General features: G+C 45.9%; 30 protein-coding genes. All 30 read right to left on the reverse strand.

Translation table 11 applies throughout. The annotated features are described in order from the left end of the window. Positions 1-122: 122 nt before the first annotated feature. The 30 genes from rplQ to EKM87_RS05875 all read right to left on the reverse strand — a co-directional run bounded on the left by rplQ (position 123) and on the right by EKM87_RS05875 (position 16,060). On the reverse strand, positions 123-506 hold the full coding sequence (rplQ, locus tag EKM87_RS05730; protein ID WP_125682782.1) for a 50S ribosomal protein L17: 384 nt from the start codon (positions 504-506) through the stop codon (positions 123-125). 30 nt (positions 507-536) lie between these two features. After that, the gene (locus EKM87_RS05735; protein WP_125682784.1) at positions 537-1,487 is read right to left on the reverse strand and encodes a DNA-directed RNA polymerase subunit alpha; all 951 of its coding nucleotides are present in this window, start codon (positions 1,485-1,487) and stop codon (positions 537-539) included. Between the two features lie 87 nt (positions 1,488-1,574). After that, positions 1,575-1,964: a 30S ribosomal protein S11 gene (gene rpsK / locus EKM87_RS05740; protein ID WP_125682786.1), complete on the reverse strand. Its 390-nt coding sequence runs from the start codon at positions 1,962-1,964 to the stop codon at positions 1,575-1,577. 17 nt (positions 1,965-1,981) lie between these two features. After that, on the reverse strand, positions 1,982-2,347 hold the full coding sequence (gene rpsM, locus EKM87_RS05745) for a 30S ribosomal protein S13 (protein WP_125682788.1): 366 nt from the start codon (positions 2,345-2,347) through the stop codon (positions 1,982-1,984). 25 nt (positions 2,348-2,372) lie between these two features. Continuing rightward, positions 2,373-2,492, reverse strand: coding sequence for a 50S ribosomal protein L36 (gene rpmJ, locus EKM87_RS05750; RefSeq protein ID WP_008855781.1), 120 nt, complete (start codon positions 2,490-2,492; stop codon positions 2,373-2,375). 28 nt (positions 2,493-2,520) lie between these two features. After that, entirely contained in the window at positions 2,521-2,739 is a 219-nt protein-coding gene (infA, locus tag EKM87_RS05755) for a translation initiation factor IF-1 (protein WP_011668477.1), read from the reverse strand. A gap of 163 nt (positions 2,740-2,902) precedes the next feature. Then, on the reverse strand, positions 2,903-3,553 hold the full coding sequence (locus tag EKM87_RS05760; protein WP_318530967.1) for an adenylate kinase: 651 nt from the start codon (positions 3,551-3,553) through the stop codon (positions 2,903-2,905). Positions 3,554-3,643: 90 nt separating this feature from the next. Continuing rightward, positions 3,644-4,954, reverse strand: coding sequence for a preprotein translocase subunit SecY (gene secY, locus EKM87_RS05765; protein WP_125682792.1), 1,311 nt, complete (start codon positions 4,952-4,954; stop codon positions 3,644-3,646). Beyond that, positions 4,954-5,388 carry a 50S ribosomal protein L15 gene (gene rplO, locus EKM87_RS05770; RefSeq protein ID WP_125682794.1) on the reverse strand — a complete coding sequence of 145 codons (435 nt, stop codon included), beginning with the start codon at positions 5,386-5,388 and terminating at the stop codon, positions 4,954-4,956. Before rplO ends, secY begins: the two co-directional genes overlap by 1 nt. Before the next feature lie 35 nt (positions 5,389-5,423). Next, positions 5,424-5,606 (reverse strand): 50S ribosomal protein L30, encoded by a 183-nt coding sequence (gene rpmD / locus EKM87_RS05775; RefSeq protein WP_125682796.1) that lies wholly within the window; start codon positions 5,604-5,606, stop codon positions 5,424-5,426. 14 nt (positions 5,607-5,620) lie between these two features. Beyond that, positions 5,621-6,124 carry a 30S ribosomal protein S5 gene (gene rpsE / locus EKM87_RS05780; protein WP_125682798.1) on the reverse strand — a complete coding sequence of 168 codons (504 nt, stop codon included), beginning with the start codon at positions 6,122-6,124 and terminating at the stop codon, positions 5,621-5,623. Positions 6,125-6,146: 22 nt separating this feature from the next. Beyond that, positions 6,147-6,512 (reverse strand): 50S ribosomal protein L18, encoded by a 366-nt coding sequence (gene rplR / locus EKM87_RS05785; protein WP_318530966.1) that lies wholly within the window; start codon positions 6,510-6,512, stop codon positions 6,147-6,149. 32 nt (positions 6,513-6,544) lie between these two features. Then, positions 6,545-7,081, reverse strand: a complete 537-nt coding sequence (gene rplF, locus EKM87_RS05790) for a 50S ribosomal protein L6 (protein WP_125682802.1) — start codon at positions 7,079-7,081, stop codon at positions 6,545-6,547. 30 nt (positions 7,082-7,111) lie between these two features. Beyond that, positions 7,112-7,510, reverse strand: coding sequence for a 30S ribosomal protein S8 (gene rpsH, locus EKM87_RS05795; RefSeq protein ID WP_011668485.1), 399 nt, complete (start codon positions 7,508-7,510; stop codon positions 7,112-7,114). Between the two features lie 34 nt (positions 7,511-7,544). After that, positions 7,545-7,730 (reverse strand): type Z 30S ribosomal protein S14, encoded by a 186-nt coding sequence (locus EKM87_RS05800; RefSeq protein WP_082153261.1) that lies wholly within the window; start codon positions 7,728-7,730, stop codon positions 7,545-7,547. 20 nt (positions 7,731-7,750) lie between these two features. Then, on the reverse strand, positions 7,751-8,293 hold the full coding sequence (gene rplE, locus EKM87_RS05805; protein WP_125682804.1) for a 50S ribosomal protein L5: 543 nt from the start codon (positions 8,291-8,293) through the stop codon (positions 7,751-7,753). Positions 8,294-8,318: 25 nt separating this feature from the next. Next, the gene (rplX, locus tag EKM87_RS05810) at positions 8,319-8,630 is read right to left on the reverse strand and encodes a 50S ribosomal protein L24 (RefSeq protein WP_057734519.1); all 312 of its coding nucleotides are present in this window, start codon (positions 8,628-8,630) and stop codon (positions 8,319-8,321) included. 36 nt (positions 8,631-8,666) lie between these two features. Beyond that, positions 8,667-9,035 (reverse strand): 50S ribosomal protein L14, encoded by a 369-nt coding sequence (gene rplN / locus EKM87_RS05815; protein ID WP_125682806.1) that lies wholly within the window; start codon positions 9,033-9,035, stop codon positions 8,667-8,669. Between the two features lie 50 nt (positions 9,036-9,085). Beyond that, entirely contained in the window at positions 9,086-9,352 is a 267-nt protein-coding gene (gene rpsQ, locus EKM87_RS05820; protein WP_048735510.1) for a 30S ribosomal protein S17, read from the reverse strand. Between the two features lie 28 nt (positions 9,353-9,380). Then, entirely contained in the window at positions 9,381-9,575 is a 195-nt protein-coding gene (gene rpmC, locus EKM87_RS05825; protein WP_020090139.1) for a 50S ribosomal protein L29, read from the reverse strand. After that, positions 9,565-9,999 carry a 50S ribosomal protein L16 gene (rplP, locus tag EKM87_RS05830; RefSeq protein ID WP_125682808.1) on the reverse strand — a complete coding sequence of 145 codons (435 nt, stop codon included), beginning with the start codon at positions 9,997-9,999 and terminating at the stop codon, positions 9,565-9,567. The genes rpmC and rplP overlap by 11 nt, the downstream gene beginning before the upstream one ends. A gap of 2 nt (positions 10,000-10,001) precedes the next feature. After that, positions 10,002-10,661 (reverse strand): 30S ribosomal protein S3, encoded by a 660-nt coding sequence (rpsC, locus tag EKM87_RS05835; RefSeq protein WP_125682810.1) that lies wholly within the window; start codon positions 10,659-10,661, stop codon positions 10,002-10,004. A gap of 3 nt (positions 10,662-10,664) precedes the next feature. Continuing rightward, a complete protein-coding gene (gene rplV / locus EKM87_RS05840) occupies positions 10,665-11,021 on the reverse strand; it encodes a 50S ribosomal protein L22 (protein ID WP_125682812.1) in 357 nt (118 codons plus the stop codon). A 16-nt stretch (positions 11,022-11,037) separates the two neighbouring features. Next, positions 11,038-11,313, reverse strand: coding sequence for a 30S ribosomal protein S19 (rpsS, locus tag EKM87_RS05845; protein ID WP_125682814.1), 276 nt, complete (start codon positions 11,311-11,313; stop codon positions 11,038-11,040). Between the two features lie 78 nt (positions 11,314-11,391). Continuing rightward, positions 11,392-12,240 carry a 50S ribosomal protein L2 gene (gene rplB, locus EKM87_RS05850; RefSeq protein ID WP_125682816.1) on the reverse strand — a complete coding sequence of 283 codons (849 nt, stop codon included), beginning with the start codon at positions 12,238-12,240 and terminating at the stop codon, positions 11,392-11,394. A 26-nt stretch (positions 12,241-12,266) separates the two neighbouring features. Next, positions 12,267-12,554, reverse strand: a complete 288-nt coding sequence (gene rplW, locus EKM87_RS05855) for a 50S ribosomal protein L23 (RefSeq protein ID WP_125682818.1) — start codon at positions 12,552-12,554, stop codon at positions 12,267-12,269. After that, positions 12,554-13,177, reverse strand: coding sequence for a 50S ribosomal protein L4 (rplD, locus tag EKM87_RS05860; RefSeq protein ID WP_125682821.1), 624 nt, complete (start codon positions 13,175-13,177; stop codon positions 12,554-12,556). Before rplD ends, rplW begins: the two co-directional genes overlap by 1 nt. A 21-nt stretch (positions 13,178-13,198) precedes the next feature. Next, positions 13,199-13,849: a 50S ribosomal protein L3 gene (gene rplC, locus EKM87_RS05865; RefSeq protein ID WP_125682823.1), complete on the reverse strand. Its 651-nt coding sequence runs from the start codon at positions 13,847-13,849 to the stop codon at positions 13,199-13,201. A 44-nt stretch (positions 13,850-13,893) separates the two neighbouring features. Continuing rightward, positions 13,894-14,202 carry a 30S ribosomal protein S10 gene (gene rpsJ / locus EKM87_RS05870; RefSeq protein ID WP_057879268.1) on the reverse strand — a complete coding sequence of 103 codons (309 nt, stop codon included), beginning with the start codon at positions 14,200-14,202 and terminating at the stop codon, positions 13,894-13,896. Between the two features lie 526 nt (positions 14,203-14,728). Then, a complete protein-coding gene (locus EKM87_RS05875) occupies positions 14,729-16,060 on the reverse strand; it encodes an MATE family efflux transporter (protein ID WP_125682825.1) in 1,332 nt (443 codons plus the stop codon). Between the last annotated feature and the right edge of the window lie 106 nt (positions 16,061-16,166).

Here is a 16,166-nt window from a genome sequence, read left to right on the forward strand (position 1 = left end):
TTCAAGCTAGACTCGGGGAAAACCCATCATCATAACGCTCTATACCACATGGTCCTAGTGATTAATTTGAAACCTAATTGCCACGTTTAGGGAAGTGACAAACTCCCTGAATTCAAAACTAATTAGTCAACGAATTCCAAGATAGCCATAGCAGCGCCATCACCACGACGAGGCATCGTCTTCATGATACGCGTGTAACCACCCTTACGATCAGCATACTTAGGTGCTAAATCGCTAAATACCTTTTGCAATGCGCTGGTAACAACGACATCGTCGCCATCTTCCTTAACATCAGCAACCACGTTGCGGATGAAAGCAGCGGCTTGGCGACGTGCGTGTAAGTCGCCTTGCTTACCCAAGGTAATCATTTGGTCAGCCGTCTTGCGAACTTCCTTAGCACGTGCTTCAGTCGTTTCGATGCGGCCGTTCAAGATTAAACTAGTGGTCAAATCGCGTAACAAGGCACGACGTTGAGAACTAGTCCGTTGTAATTTACGGTAACTCATAACCAGAAACCCTCCTTTGAGTGTCTAAAATTAGTCTTCCTTCCGAAGTGACAAACCTAAGTCAGCTAACTTAGCCTTAACTTCTTCAAGGGACTTGCGACCCAAGTTACGAACCTTCATCATGTCTGCTTCAGTCTTGTTGTTCAATTCTTGGACCGTGTTGATACCAGCACGCTTCAAGCAGTTGTAAGAACGAACGGACAAGTCGAGCTCTTCGATGGTCATCTCAAGCATCTTTTCCTTGTGAGTTTCTTCCTTTTCAACCATGATTTCCGCATTCTTAGCTTCGTCAGTCAGGTCGACAAACATAGCCAGATGTTCGGTCAAGATCTTTGCAGCCAGAGCAATGGCTTCGCTTGGATTAATTGAACCGTTTGTCCAAACATCCAGGGTCAATTTATCATAGTCAGCCCGTTGGCCAACCCGTGCATTCTCTACTTGGTAGTTAACCCGTTCGATTGGGGTGTAAATAGAATCCACAGCTAAGACACCGATAGGCATGTCCGTGTTGCGAGTCTTGTTCTCGTCAGCAGAAACATAACCCCGGCCCTTGTCAGCCGTCATCCGCATATGGAACGTTGCACCATCGGCAACCGTTGCAATGTACAGATCTGGGTTCAAAACGTCAACGTCGGCACCAGCCACAATATCACCAGCGGTGATTTGGGCAGGTCCCTTAACGTTGATCTCCATGGTTTCTTCCTGATCATCAGAACCGTTCAACTTCAATGCAATCTTCTTAACATTTAAGATGATTTGCGTGACGTCTTCAACGACCCCTTCGACAGTAGAGAATTCATGCAGAACCCCGTCGATTTGAATGCTGGTAACAGCTGCACCAGGTAATGATGAAAGCAGAATCCGACGCAGAGAGTTACCAAGCGTTGTTCCGTAACCACGTTCCAACGGTTCGACAACAAACTTGCCGTAGTTACTGCTTTCGTCAATTTTATGAATGTTAGGCTTTTCAAATTCAATCATTCTTATCGTTTACCCCTTTCAAACCGCGTTGAGCTCCTATAAGTCAATCCCATCATGAAGGTTGCCCTCATTAATGAAACGCTCACGTTAAACCCGACGGCGCTTTGGAGGACGAGTACCATTATGAGGCACTGGCGTAACGTCACGAATAGCCGTAACTTCGATACCAGCAGCTTGAATTGCCCGAATAGCAGCTTCACGTCCTGAACCAGGACCCTTGACAGCAACTTCAACGGACTTAACACCATGTTCTTGTGATGCTTTAGCAGCGGCTTCAGCGGCCATTTGTGCAGCAAATGGCGTTGACTTCCGACTACCCTTGAAACCTAAGGCACCAGCTGATGACCAAGCAATAGCGTTCCCTTGAACGTCTGTGATCATAACTAATGTGTTGTTAAACGTAGCGTGAATGTGTGCAACACCGGCTTCAATATTCTTCTTGACCCGACGCTTGCGACTAGTTCTTCTAGTAGCCATAAAGTGATAAACCTCCCTTACTTCTTCTTACCGGCAACGGAAACGGCTTTACCCTTCCGAGTGCGGGCATTGTTTTTGGTGTGTTGGCCGCGAACAGGCAGTCCACGACGGTGACGCATACCGCGGTAAGAACCCATTTCTTGCAAGTTCTTGATGTTCAAGCTAACTTCACGACGTAAGTCACCTTCAACTTTGTACTTGTCTACTTCGGCACGAATCTTGTCTTCTTGATCAGGCGTCATATCGCGAACCCGAACGTCTTCTGCGACACCAGCATCCGCAACAATCTTGTGTGCGGTGTTGATCCCGATTCCAAAAATGTAAGTCAAACCGTAAGCGATTCGCTTATCACGTGGTAAATCCACTCCAGCAATACGTGGCATTTAAGTGCACCTCCTATAAATTGAATTACTTACCCTGGCGTTGTTTGTGCTTAGGGTTAGCTGAGCAAATGATCATTACTCGGCCTTTACGCTTGATAACCTTGCAGTGTTCGCACATTGGCTTAACTGATGGTCTTACTTTCATGAATATCCCTCCTACATCTGTCTAACCGTTACTTAAAGCGATAAGTAATCCGGCCTTTAGACAAGTCATACGGTGACATTTCAACAGTTACTCGGTCACCAGGCAGAATCCGGATGTAATGCATCCGAATCTTACCGGAAACGTGAGCGAGAATCTCATGACCGTTTTCTAATTCGACCCGAAACATCGCATTTGGTAATGTTTCGGTAACTTTACCTTCGACTTCGATGACATCGCTTTTCGCCACGAAAGTACCTCCCTTTTAATTGCGTGTAAATACACGTAAAAGCGGCAAGGACAACGAGTTGCCCCTACCTAGCACCTGTGAATCGCGTCAGCGCGCCATTTACAGGCTAAACCTGAATAAGCTTACCATAATTCTTCCAGTTAAGCAAGAACTAAGCTACTTCCTAGAGGTTCTTCAGGATCTTTTCGATGTCGACGTAAACATCATCGATGTCACGGTCACCATCAACGGTAAACAACAAGTTCTTCTTGGTGTAGTAATCAACCAGCGGTGTATTTGCTTTCAAATTCACTGCCAAACGATTCTTCACCGTTTCAGGCTTGTCGTCTTCGCGTTGATAGAAGTCATGACTACCACAGACGTCACACGTACCCTCAACCTTAGGCTGCTTGTACAGCTTGTGGTAAGTTGCGCCACAGTTGCGGCAAATGTAACGACCGGAAAGGCGTTCAACCAAAACATCTGGTTCAACGTGAATATTAATCACGGCGTTGATGGTCCGATCAAGTTCAGGACCAAACGTGTTTAACGCTTCGGCTTGAACAATAGAACGGGGAAACCCATCCAACATGAACCCGTTTTTGGTATCATCCTGAGCTAACCGGTCGCGAACGATGCCGTTCGTGACTTCGTCCGGCACAAGTTCACCCTTGTCGATGAACTTCTTCGCTGCCAATCCCATTTCAGTTTCGTTCTTCATCGCATCACGGAAGATGTCTCCCGTGGAAATATGCGGCAAATTGAACTCCTTGATAATCTTTTCGGCTTGCGTACCTTTACCGGCACCTGGTAAACCCATGAGGATCAAATTCATTGCTGTCATGTTCGTTCTCCTTTAACTCGAAATTTACCCGAAAAACACAAGCAGGTGTGCTAAAAGATCAACACACCCGCTGGAAACTCATTAAGCTGGTTCTGGACCTTGGATAAAGCCAACGTATTCGCGCTTCATCATTAATCCGTCGATTTGCCGCATGGTTTCAATAGCAACCCCAACCACGATTAAGAGGCTGGTACCACCTAAACCAATTGACTCATCTAAGTTCCACAGGTTCTGGGCAACTAACGGAATCAAAGAAATGAATCCAAGGAAGAGCGCCCCAACAGTGCTAAGACGCATCAACAGACTGGAAACATAAGATTGTGTTTCGTGACCAGGCCAAACACCAGGAATGTAGCTCCCCTGCTTTTGCAGGTTCTCAGCTAACTTTTCTGGGTTGACTTGAACGAACGCATAGAAGAACGTGAACACAACGATCAGAACAGTGTACAATACGGCACCATCCGGCGTTTGCATATTAAAGACGTCTGTTAAAGTTTGGTACCAAGCATCTTGAGAGTGCGTGTTTTGGAACGCCATCAGAATAGTCTGTGGTGTCGCAATAAACGAACTCGCGAAGATGACGGGGATAACCCCGGCAACGTTGACCTTTAATGGGAGGTAGCTGCTATCTGGCGAACCGGATACCCGCCGAGTGTATTGAATAGGTACCCGCCGTTCCGCTTGTTGAACCCAAGTAGTAAAGGTCACAATAATCAGAACTAAGACGATCAACCCAATAATGAACAAGACACTCTTCCATAAGGTCCCTTTGTCAGCGTCAATGAAGTAAGTTTGGAAAAGTTGATAGACAGAATTAGGCGTCCGAGCAATGATACCCGCGAAGATAATCATTGAAATCCCGTTTCCTAAACCACGATCGGTAATCATATCACCCATCCAAGTCGTCAACATGGTCCCACCAGTCAGGATTAACCCGATGGCCAGATAAGTCGTAACGCTTGGATTTTCAACTAATTTCAGTGAACTTAAGGCACTAAAACCAGCGGTGATACCGATAGACTGAACGAATGCCAAGGCAATCGCTAAGTACCGAGTCGCTTGGTTTAACTTCCGCCGACCAACGTCCCCTTGCTTGCTCCATTCAACGAAGCGCGGAACGATGTCCATTTGTAACAATTGAATAACGATTTGTGCAGTGATGTAAGGTGAAACCCCCATCGCGAAGATGGAATAGTTTTGCAACCCACCACCACTGAAGGTATCTAAAATACTAACCAATCCAGAAGACGCAACGCTTTGAAGTGCCTTTGCGTTAATGCCGGGGACGGTAATATAAGTACCCAACCGAAAGACAATCAAAACCAATAGAGTAAAGAATATCTTTTTACGAATGTCTTTAATCTTAAAGGCGTTTTTCAAGCTTGATAGCATTAAATCACCTCAGTTTTACCACCAGCAGCTTCGATAGCTTCGGCAGCTGACTTAGAGAACTTAGCGGCTTTAACCGTCAACTTCTTTGACAACTCGCCGTTACCCAAAACTTTGACACCGGCTTTTTCGTTTTTAACGATGCCAGCTTCAACCAAGGCAGCTGGAGTAACTTCAGCACCATCGTCGAAGACGTTCAAAGCAGATAAGTTTACGACAGCAAATTCCTTGCGGTTAATGTTGGTAAACCCACGCTTTGGGATTCGACGGTACAATGGCATTTGGCCACCTTCAAAACCCAAACGAGTCTTGCTACGAGCCTTTTGACCTTTTTGGCCACGACCGGCAGTCTTACCATTACCAGATGAATCACCACGGCCAACCCGGTTACGAACCTTCCGTGAGCCTTCAGCAGGTTTTAATTCATTCAACTTCATGCTATTGCGCACCTCCTTATTTAATGATATGAAAACTATTTAACTTCTTCAACCTTAATTAAATGTGCGATTTGGAAAAGCGCACCACGAGTAGCTTCGTTATCTGGTTGGATAACGGTGCTGTTTACTCGGTGTAAGCCCATAGCTTCCACAATCTTACGCTGTTTAGGGAGGCGGTGAGCAACACTATGAATTAAAGTAACTTTTAATTGAGCCATTTTAATACCCCTCCTTATTCAGCTAAGTGTTGAAGAGAGACACCACGGAGAGCGGCAACTTCTTCAGCACGCTTCAACTGAGCCAAGCCATCAAATGTGGCCCGAACTGCGTTGACTGGCGTGTTAGAACCTAAACGCTTTGAAGTAACGTCAGCAACACCAGCTAATTCCATGACGGAACGAACTGAGCCACCAGCAGTAACCCCAGAACCTTCAGCAGCGGGCTTGAGCATGATCTTACCCCCACCAAATGAACCAAGGACTTCGTGAGGAATGGTAGTTCCCACGATAGGTACTTCGATCAAGTTCTTACGAGCAGCTTCAACGGCCTTACGGATAGCTTCTGGAACTTCTTGAGCTTTACCAGTACCGAAGCCAACGTGACCCTTCTTGTCGCCGACAATTACAAGTGCAGCGAACCGAAGACGACGGCCACCTTTAACAACTTTGGTGATCCGGTTGATAGCAACAACGTTATCTTCAAGTTCTAACTTGTCGGGATCAATAAATTTTGCCATGTGTGGTTATTCCTCCTTACTGTTAAAATTTAAGCCCGTTTTCGCGAGCAGCTTCTGCCAATGCTTGAACACGGCCGTGGTATAAGTAACCGCCACGATCAAACACAACATTGCTAATTTTCTTTTCGACAGCGCGCTTAGCAACTAATTCACCAACAGCCTTAGCTTGGTCGGTCTTGTTGTCGCCATTTGCATCACTATCTAACGTCGAGGCACTAACAAGCGTGACACCCGCTACGTCATCAATGACTTGAGCGTAGATGTTTTTGTTAGAGCGGAAAACGTTTAAGCGTGGGCGTTCTGCAGTTCCAGAAATTTTGTTGCGGACACGCATATGACGCTTTTGACGTGTCTTGTTCTTATCTGGTTTCGTAATCAAAATAGTCACCTCTTTGTAGAATTATCAGCGTTTAAGCTGCTTTACTTACCAGTCTTACCTTCACGAATCCGAACGTATTCGTTTTCGTAACGGATACCCTTACCTTTGTAAGGTTCTGGTGAACGAACGGCACGAACTTCAGCAGCGAAGTCACCGACTTCTTGCTTGCTAATGCCGGCGATGTTGATGGTGGTGTTATCTGGAACCTTGATGTCCAAGGATTCAGGAATAGCCATCTCAACAGGGTTGGAGTAACCAACGCTCAATACTAAAGTCTTACCCTTAGCTTGAACACGGTAACCAACACCGACCAGCTTCAAAGTCTTAGCGAAACCACTAACAACACCTTCAACCATGTTGTTTAAGTTAGCACGCTGAGTACCATGAAGGGCACGCGTCTTGTTGTTATCATCTGGACGGTCGAAATCAACCGCACCGTCACTAATTTTCATGGTGATGATGTCTGAGAAAGTCCGAGTTAATTCACCCTTTGGACCCTTGACAGTCACTTGATCACCATCGCGTTTTACTTCAACGCCGGCTGGGACGTTGACAGTTTTATAACCAATACGACTCACTGAAAGGCACCTCCTATCTTTTTAAAAGTTTTACCAAACGTAGGCGAGAACTTCGCCACCGATTTTCTTAGCACGCGCTTCTTTATCTGTAACGACCCCTTCTGAGGTGGAGATAATAGCGATACCTAAACCGTTTAATACCTTTGGCACAGCGTCAGCTTTAACGTATGAACGTAAACCTGGCTTGGAAATACGCTTTAAACCACTGATGACACGTTGGTTGTCTTTACCGTACTTGAGGAATACGCGGATGATGCCTTGCTTGTCATCATCGATGTATTCAACATTGCGGATGAAACCTTCGCGCTTCAGGATTTCAGCGATGTCGCGTTTAATTTTAGATGCAGGTACTTCGAGTGATTCGTGACGAACCATGTTGGCGTTACGAATACGCGTCAAGAAGTCTGCAATAGGATCAGTCATGGACATTAACGTTTACCCTCCCTTTGTTTAAAATTCCGTTTTACCAACTAGCCTTCTTCATGCCAGGAATTTGACCCTTGTGAGCCAATTCCCGCATGCAAATACGGCAAAGATGGAACTTTTGATAAACAGAGTGTGGACGTCCACAACGTTCGCAACGAGTATAATTCTGAGTAGAGAACTTCGCAGGACGCTTGTTCTTAGCAATTTGAGATTTCTTAGCCAATTTGTGTGAACCTCCTTTTATTAGTGTGCAAACGGCATGCCGAATTGAGTCAGTAATTCACGTGACTCTTCATCAGTGTTTGCCGTCGTAACGATAACGATGTCCAAACCACGAACACGGTTAACGTTATCAAAGTTAATTTCTGGGAAAATCAATTGTTCCTTAACACCCAGAGTGTAGTTCCCACGGCCATCAAAGGCACGAGAGCTAACACCATGGAAGTCACGAACACGTGGCAATGACACGTTGATCAATTTGTCCAGGAATTCGTACATCCGGTCACCGCGGAGGGTAACCTTTGCACCGATTGACATACCTTCACGAAGACGGAAGGTGGCGATTGACTTCTTGGCCTTAGTAACCAATGGCTTTTGACCAGAAATCAAACCCAATTCTTCAACGGCTTCGTCCAGGTTCTTAGCGTTGGAAACAGCATCACCAACACCCATGTTCAAAACGATCTTGTCGATCTTCGGCGTTTGCATAACAGAACTGTAGCTGAACTTTTCCACCAATGATGGGGTAATTTCATTTACGTACTTTTCTTTTAAACGAGCTGACATGAAATTATGTTCCTCCTTTCAGTGATTATTTGTCGATGGTTTCGCCGGACTTCTTAGCGAACCGGACTTTGTGACCATCTTCTACTCGAACGCCAAGCCGGGTTGGTTCGTTGTTCGAAGGATCGATGAGCATTACGTTGGATGCGTGAATTGGTGCTTCAATATCAATAATTCCGCCTTGGGGATTAGTTTGAGAAGCTTTTTGGTGCTTCTTAATCATATTGACGCCTTTGACGATCACGCGGTTCTTGGCGTTCAGGACTTTAGAAACAGTTCCTTCTTTGCCTTTGTCTTTGCCAGCGATCACGCGGACCTTGTCACCAGTTTTAATAAGCATTCCTGTGGGCACCTCCTTGTTTAACACAATTCTTAATTACAGTACTTCAGGTGCTAATGAGACAATCTTCATGAAGTCATTGTCACGTAATTCACGTGCAACTGGCCCGAAGATACGAGTTCCTTGTGGACTCTTGTCGTCTTTGATCAGCACTGCGGCATTTTCATCAAAGCTGATGTATGAACCGTCGTTACGACGTACACGAGACTTCGTACGTACGACAACAGCCTTAACAACATCACCCTTTTTGACAACGCCACCTGGTGTTGCTTGTTTGATAGTAGCGACAATAACATCACCAATTCCGGCGTAGCGACGCTTGGAGCCACCCAGAACCTTAATGGTCAGAATTTCCCGGGCGCCAGAATTGTCGGCAACCTTTAAACGGCTTTCTTGTTGGATCACAGCTAGTGTCCTCCCTTCAGTTCTAGTTCAGAATACGATAAAAACGACACCTAAATGATTACTGCTTTTTCAACAATGTCGACTAAGCGGAACCGCTTGGTAGCAGACAATGGACGAGTTTCCATGATTTCAACGATGTCGCCTGTGTGGGCTTCGTTGTTTTCATCATGTGCCTTGTACTTCTTAGAGTACTTGACGCGCTTGCCATATCTTGCATCCGTCTTTGTCGTTTCAACAACGACAGTGATCGTCTTTTCCATTTTGTCGGAAACGACACGACCACGGTAAACCTTGCGGTTATTACGTGCATCACTCATGTATTAGTGACCTCCTTCTTATCGTATTCTACTTGTTCAGTTCTTGTTGGCGAAGAGCGGTTTTAATCCGCGCAATGTTCTTACGAACCTGCTTCAACCGTGCGGTGTTTTCCAATTGACCAGTAGCTAATTGGAAACGCAGGTTGAATAATTCGTCCTTGTAGCTCTTTTCTTTATCGAGCATTTCAGCAGTGGTTAATTCGTTGATTTCTTTAGTCTTCATTAGATTCGCCACCTACTTCCTCTCGTGATAAAACCTTGGTACGAACGGGAAGCTTCATGGCAGCCAAACGTAAGGCTTCGCGAGCGACTTCTTCAGAGACGCCACCCACTTCAAACAATACCTTACCGCGCTTAACTGGGGCTACCCAGCCATCAGGCGTACCTTTACCATTACCCATCCGGACCCCAACACCTTTAGCGGTGTAGGATTTGTGAGGGAAAATCTTGATCCAAACTTTCCCACCACGCTTCATGTAACGTGTAATTGCAACACGCGCAGCTTCGATTTGACGGTTGGAGATCCACTTGGAATCCAACGATTGCAAACCGTAGTCACCAAAAGCAACGCTCTTGCCACCCTTGGCTTCGCCACGAAGCTTACCACGGTGGACACGACGGAACTTTACTCGCTTAGGTACCAGCATGTTTATTTCCCTCCTTGTCCGTTAGTTTGCTTTTTTTCTGGCAAAATCTCACCACGGTAGATCCAGGTCTTAACACCTAAAGAACCGTAAGTCGTGTGAGCTTCAACCCATGCATAATCAATGTCAGCACGTAACGTGTGCAGAGGAACCGTACCTTCAGCATAGCTTTCGACACGGGACATATCAGCACCGTTTAAACGACCAGCGACTTGCGTCTTAACACCCTTGGCGCCAGAACGCATAGTCCGTTGCATCGTACCACGCATAGCCCGACGGAAAGCAACACGGCCTTCCAATTGACGAGCAATGTTTTCGCCGACCAACTTGGCGTCCAAATCTGGCTTCTTGATTTCCACGATGTTGATGTGGACACGTTTGCCAGTTAAGTCGTTCAATTCCTTACGGAGATTTTCGACTTCGGAACCACCCTTACCAATAACCATACCTGGCTTGGCAGTGTGAATTGAGATGTTGACGCGGTTTGCAGCCCGTTCAATCTCAACAGTTGATACAGATGCGTCTACAAGACGCTTTTCAATAAACTTACGGATTTGAAGGTCTTCCTTCAGGTAAGCAGCGAAATCCTTTTCAGCATACCACTTTGCTTCCCAGTCGCGAATGATACCGACCCGTAATCCAGTTGGATTTACTTTTTGACCCACGCGTTATCCCTCCTTTTTTTCAGATACAACAACCGTAATGTGACTCGTACGCTTGTTAATTGGTGAAGCAGAACCTTTGGCACGAGGACGGAACCGCTTAAGGGTTGGTCCTTCGTTCACAAAGGCTTCGCTAACGATTAGATCTTGACGATCTAAGTCAAAATTGTTTTCTGCGTTAGCAATTGCTGAGTTTAAAACTTTTTCCACAACGGGTGATGCTCCACGCGGTGTGAACTTTAAAATAGCGATTGCTTCAGCGACGCTCTTGCCGCGGATAAGATCGATGACAAGGCGGACTTTGCGAGCAGCAATCCGAACCGTCTTAGCAGTCGCTTGCGCTGATGTAACTTGTTCAGCCATTAGTTAATCCTCCTTATCAACGAGTTTTCTTGTCGTCGCCACCATGACCACGGAATGTCCGGGTTGGTACGAATTCGCCAAGTTTGTGGCCTACCATGTCTTCTTGAACGTAAACTGGTACATGCTTCCGTCCATCATAAACAGCGATAGTGTAACCTACAAAGCTTGGGAAAATAGTAGACCGACGGGACCAGGTCTTGATGACGGCCTTCTTTTGTGAATCCTTTTGCGCATCAATCTTCTTTAATAAGTGCGCATCGGCGAAAGGTCCTTTTTTCAAACTACGACCCATTATGAAACCTCCTCTACTTGTGGCGCATCGGTTAAGCCGATGACAACCAGGTCTCTTGACATCCGGTAAACCGGATTATTACATCTTAGAACCTTTACGATGACGAACAATGAACTTCTCAGTCTTGTTCTTCTTCGAACGCGTCTTCTTACCAACGGTCTTCTTACCCCATGGAGAAAGAGGAGATGGTAAACCAACAGGAGCCTTACCTTCACCACCACCATGTGGGTGATCGTTAGGGTTCATAACTGAACCACGAACGTGAGGACGTTGACCAGCCCAACGGTTACGGCCGGCTTTACCAACGTTGATCAGTTCATGTTCTTCGTTACCTACGGCACCGATAGTTGCACGGTTAACGTTCAAGATCATCCGAACTTCACCAGATGAAAGACGAACTAACACGTACTTGTCGTCGTTAGCTTTACCTAACAATTGAGCTGAAGTACCAGCAGAACGGACCAATTGGCCACCCTTACCAGGCTTCAATTCGATGTTGTGAATAACAGTCCCGAAAGGAATGTCCTTCAATGGTAATGCGTTACCGACTTTGATATCAGCATCTGGACCAGATTGTACTTGCATACCAACCTTTAAGCCCTTAGGTGCAATGATGTATGACTTAACACCATCAGCGTAAACTAACAATGCAATGTTGGCAGTACGGTTAGGGTCATATTCAATAGCCTTAACAGTAGCTGTAACATCATCCTTAATCCGCTTGAAGTCGATGATCCGGTATTGGCGCTTGTTACCACCGCCACGATGACGGACAGTCATTTTACCAGCGTTGTTACGCCCAGCAGAATGGCTTTGTGAATCAAGCAATGACTTTTCAGGAGTCGTCTTAGTGATGACGTCTTTGTAAACCAAGCTCGTCATGTTACGACGACCATTGCTTGTTGGTTTGTATTTCTTAATCGCCACGTTATTTCCCTCCTATATTTGAAATTTTATTCTTCGTTGAATAATTTAATTTCTTTTGAGTCGGCAGATAAGCTGACAATAGCCTTACGACGTTTCTTAGTGTAGCCTTCGTAACGACCTTGACGCTTTAACTTACCTTTTAAGTTCATGATGTTGACCTTAACAACTTTAACGTCAAAGATGTCTTCAATAGCATGCTTGACTTGTGTCTTGGTTGCTCGTACGTCAACGTCAAAGGTGTAACGCTTGTCGTCCATAGTTGCCATCGTTGCTTCGGTAACAACTGGGCGTAAAATAATGTCACGTGATTCCATTATGCGAGCACCTCCTCTACTTGAGAAAGAGCTGGTTGGGTAATCACTAACTTGTCCGCACCGGCAATGTCGAGGACATTCAAGCTCTTGGCTGGAATTACCTTAACATTGGATAAGTTGCGGGCTGCTAAAGCAGCAGTAACGTTGTCGTCTTCAAGGACAACCAACGTCTTAGTCGTGACGTTCAAACCAGCCAGCACTGCGGCGAATTCTTTCGTCTTAGGTGCGTCGAATGCTAATGCGTCAAGAACGTATAAGCTTTCGTCAAGAACCTTTTGAGAAAGAACTGACTTAAGTGCTAAACGGCCAACCTTCTTAGGAAGGCGGTAACTGTATGAGCGAGGGGTTGGTCCAAAGACCACACCACCACCGACCCATTGTGGTGAACGGATGGAACCTTGACGGGCACGACCAGTACCCTTTTGACGCCATGGCTTCTTACCACCACCACGAACGGCACTCCGGTTTTTAACGGCGTGGGTTCCTTGGCGTAAGGAAGCTCGTTGCATCAGGATTGTGTCAAATACGACGTTTTCGTTAGGTTCGATACCGAAGATATCAGCGTTCAAATCAACGTTGCCGTTTTGGCTACCATCTTGCTTGTATAATGCTACGCTTGTCATTTAATTATCCTCCCTTCCTATTTATTTTTCAGATTGCTTAGGACGTGGTGGGCGAACAGCACTCTTAACGGAAACGAGTGACTTGTTAGCACCAGGCACGTTACCCTTGATCAACAGAACGTTGTTATCAACGTCAGCCTTAACGATCACGAGGTTTTGGATAGTAACAGTCTTGTTACCCATCCGGCCTGGAAGCTTCATACCAGGGAATACCCGGTTAATGATAGCACCCAGAGAACCTGGACGACGGTGGTAACGAGAACCATGGGCCATAGGGCCACGGCTTTGACCATCTTTATGAATGTTACCTTGGTATCCATGACCTTTAGTGACACCTGTGACATCCACGATGTCTCCTGCTTGGAAGGTATCAACTTTAACTTCGTCTGCTACCTTGTAATCTCCCAGCTCAACATCTCTGAATTCACGAATGAAGCGCTTAGGAGTCGTGTTTGCTTTTGCTACATGACCTTGTTCGGGCTTGTTGCTGAGTACTTCACGCTTGTCTTGGTAACCAAGTTGAATGGCTTCGTAACCGTCGTTTTCCATCGTCTTAACTTGTAACACAACGTTTGGCGTTGCTTCGACAACAGTAACGGGGATTAATTCGCCAGCATCAGTGAAGACTTGCGTCATCCCGACCTTTTTCCCTAAGATTCCTTTAGTGGTCATGAGTACACCTCCGATTATATTGTATTAGTTTAGTACCTTGAAAATTATAACTTGATTTCGATGTCAACACCGCTAGGCAGGTCAAGCTTCATTAATGAGTCGACCGTCTTTGGCGTTGGGTTAACGATATCAATCAAACGCTTATGCGTCCGCATTTCGAATTGTTCACGTGAGTCCTTAAACTTATGTGGTGAACGTAATACGGTGTAGATTGTCCGTTCAGTTGGCAATGGGATTGGACCTGAGATGCCGGCACCAGTTCTCTTTGCTGTTTCAACAATCTTTTCCGCTGATTGGTCAAGGATGCGATGTTCGTATGCCTTCAACCGAATCCGAATTTTTTGTTTTGCCATTGTGTTCCCTCCTTCGTCTATTTTAAAAATAAGACTAACTCCGTGGAAATTCCCGCCACACCCTCATGGCAAAGCGGCCGGGTGTGTCGCAATCTCCCACATCATCGCTTAAGCTTTTGAACCGCTACCCCCAGGGCACAAAAATGTCCCGGGGAAATACAGCACTTGACTATCATACTAAATAAAACGCCGTCTGGCAAGGGTTTTCGCTGAATTTCTCGAATCTTTTTGTGAAATCGCTGACCGAATTGACCTCGATCAAGACATGAAATTCAGTGAAAATTATTTTAAATTGTCTGATAATGCTAAGCTAATCCCGTATTTAGATCAAAATGGAAGTGTTCTGCCCTACTGGACAACTATTCCCAAATTAACCACCCATGACGATTAGCTCTCGCAAGCCGTTGTCTATCTTAGCACGTCTAGCCGCCAGATACAAAAGAAAATAGAGAGAATCATCAATATAATGGTAGATTCTCTCTATCTAATCACAACATTTTCACTCTCAATCCCTGTTATATCAAGCTTATCGGGCTGATTTAGCTTGCTTAAAAATTCCTCGAGCTAATAACCACCCTAAGCCACAGGTCAAGACGTCTGCAGCTGGTTGTGCCCAGATAATCCCGTGATACCCTAACAATGCCGCACCAGCGACAATCATCACGTAAAAGACCACGCCTTGCCGAGCAATCGACATGATTAAAGCGCCCCCTGCCTTCCCTGTACTCTGGAAGACCGTCGTATAGACTAACACGGCCCCCACAAATGGTGTGGTCGCCAGGAAAGCCCGCAGCATATACGTACCTGCAGTGATAACGGCGGCGTCATGGAGGAAAAGCCCAATGATTTGCGGGGCAAAGATCATCAACACTGCTGCGAGGATCAGTGCGTAGCCCACCTCTACCAACAGGTCGAAGCGCAAAATCTTCCTAAACCGCTGCATATTCTTTGCACCAAACGTATACCCAATCAGGGGTTGTGCGCCAAAAGCAAAGCCAACCATGACTAACATAACAATCATGTACACCTTTAGCACAATTCCCATTGCGGCAACTCGAGTCGGTCCATAAGCTATCAGATAACGATTCAGCACTGCTGTCCCAAAGGCCTGCATCAAGTTCGTAATCGATCCGGGTATGCCGATAAACAACACCTGCTTAACCAGATCACGATTAAGTCGGCTGAGACGAACATCTACCGAGATAACATGACAGTAATGCTTTGTCAGGAAAACGAGGAGTCCAGCTGATAAGCTATACCCAATCACGGTGGCTAGCGCTGCACCGGCGGCCCCCATACCCATTGGAAAGATAAGAATTGGGTCTAAGATAATGGTGAGCACCGTCCCCACCATGGTGCCGACCATTGATTGTGTCGCAAACCCCTCAGTCCGAATCAGATTTCCCGGCACGATCGACACGATGATGGGCATTGCGCCAACTGCCATAATCTGATAAAACTGTTTCGCATACGCGTACGTTGCCGGCGTCGCCCCTAACAGGTTTAACACTGGACGGGTTGCTGCCAATAACACAACTGTTGTGCCTAATCCCACCACAACGGCTCCATACAGACAAAAACTGCTGACACGACTCCCGACTTGATAAGCTTTCTCCCCCAACAACCGGGAAATCAGAGAGCTTCCGCCTAAACCAAAGATATCACCAATGGCAATCAAGAACGAAAATAACGGCGTACACAGTGCCACCCCAGCAACCAAACTTGTATTCTGGGTTTGTGACACAAAATACGTGTCTGCCAGATTATAAATCATACTTGCCACCATGCTCAAGACGACTGGCAGCGCCAGCTTGAAATATGCATGGGGAATTGAGGTCCGTTCAAATAACTCTTCCATCACTTATCATCCAACTTTCAACTCGTAAAAATAACTGCATGAATCATTATACGCGTTCCTCTCAAGCTTAGTCAGAAGAAATTCAGCTAAAATGGTCAAAAAAAAA

The sequence above is a fragment of the Levilactobacillus yonginensis genome (genome assembly GCF_003946265.1).
GTDB lineage: Bacteria > Bacillota > Bacilli > Lactobacillales > Lactobacillaceae > Levilactobacillus > Levilactobacillus yonginensis.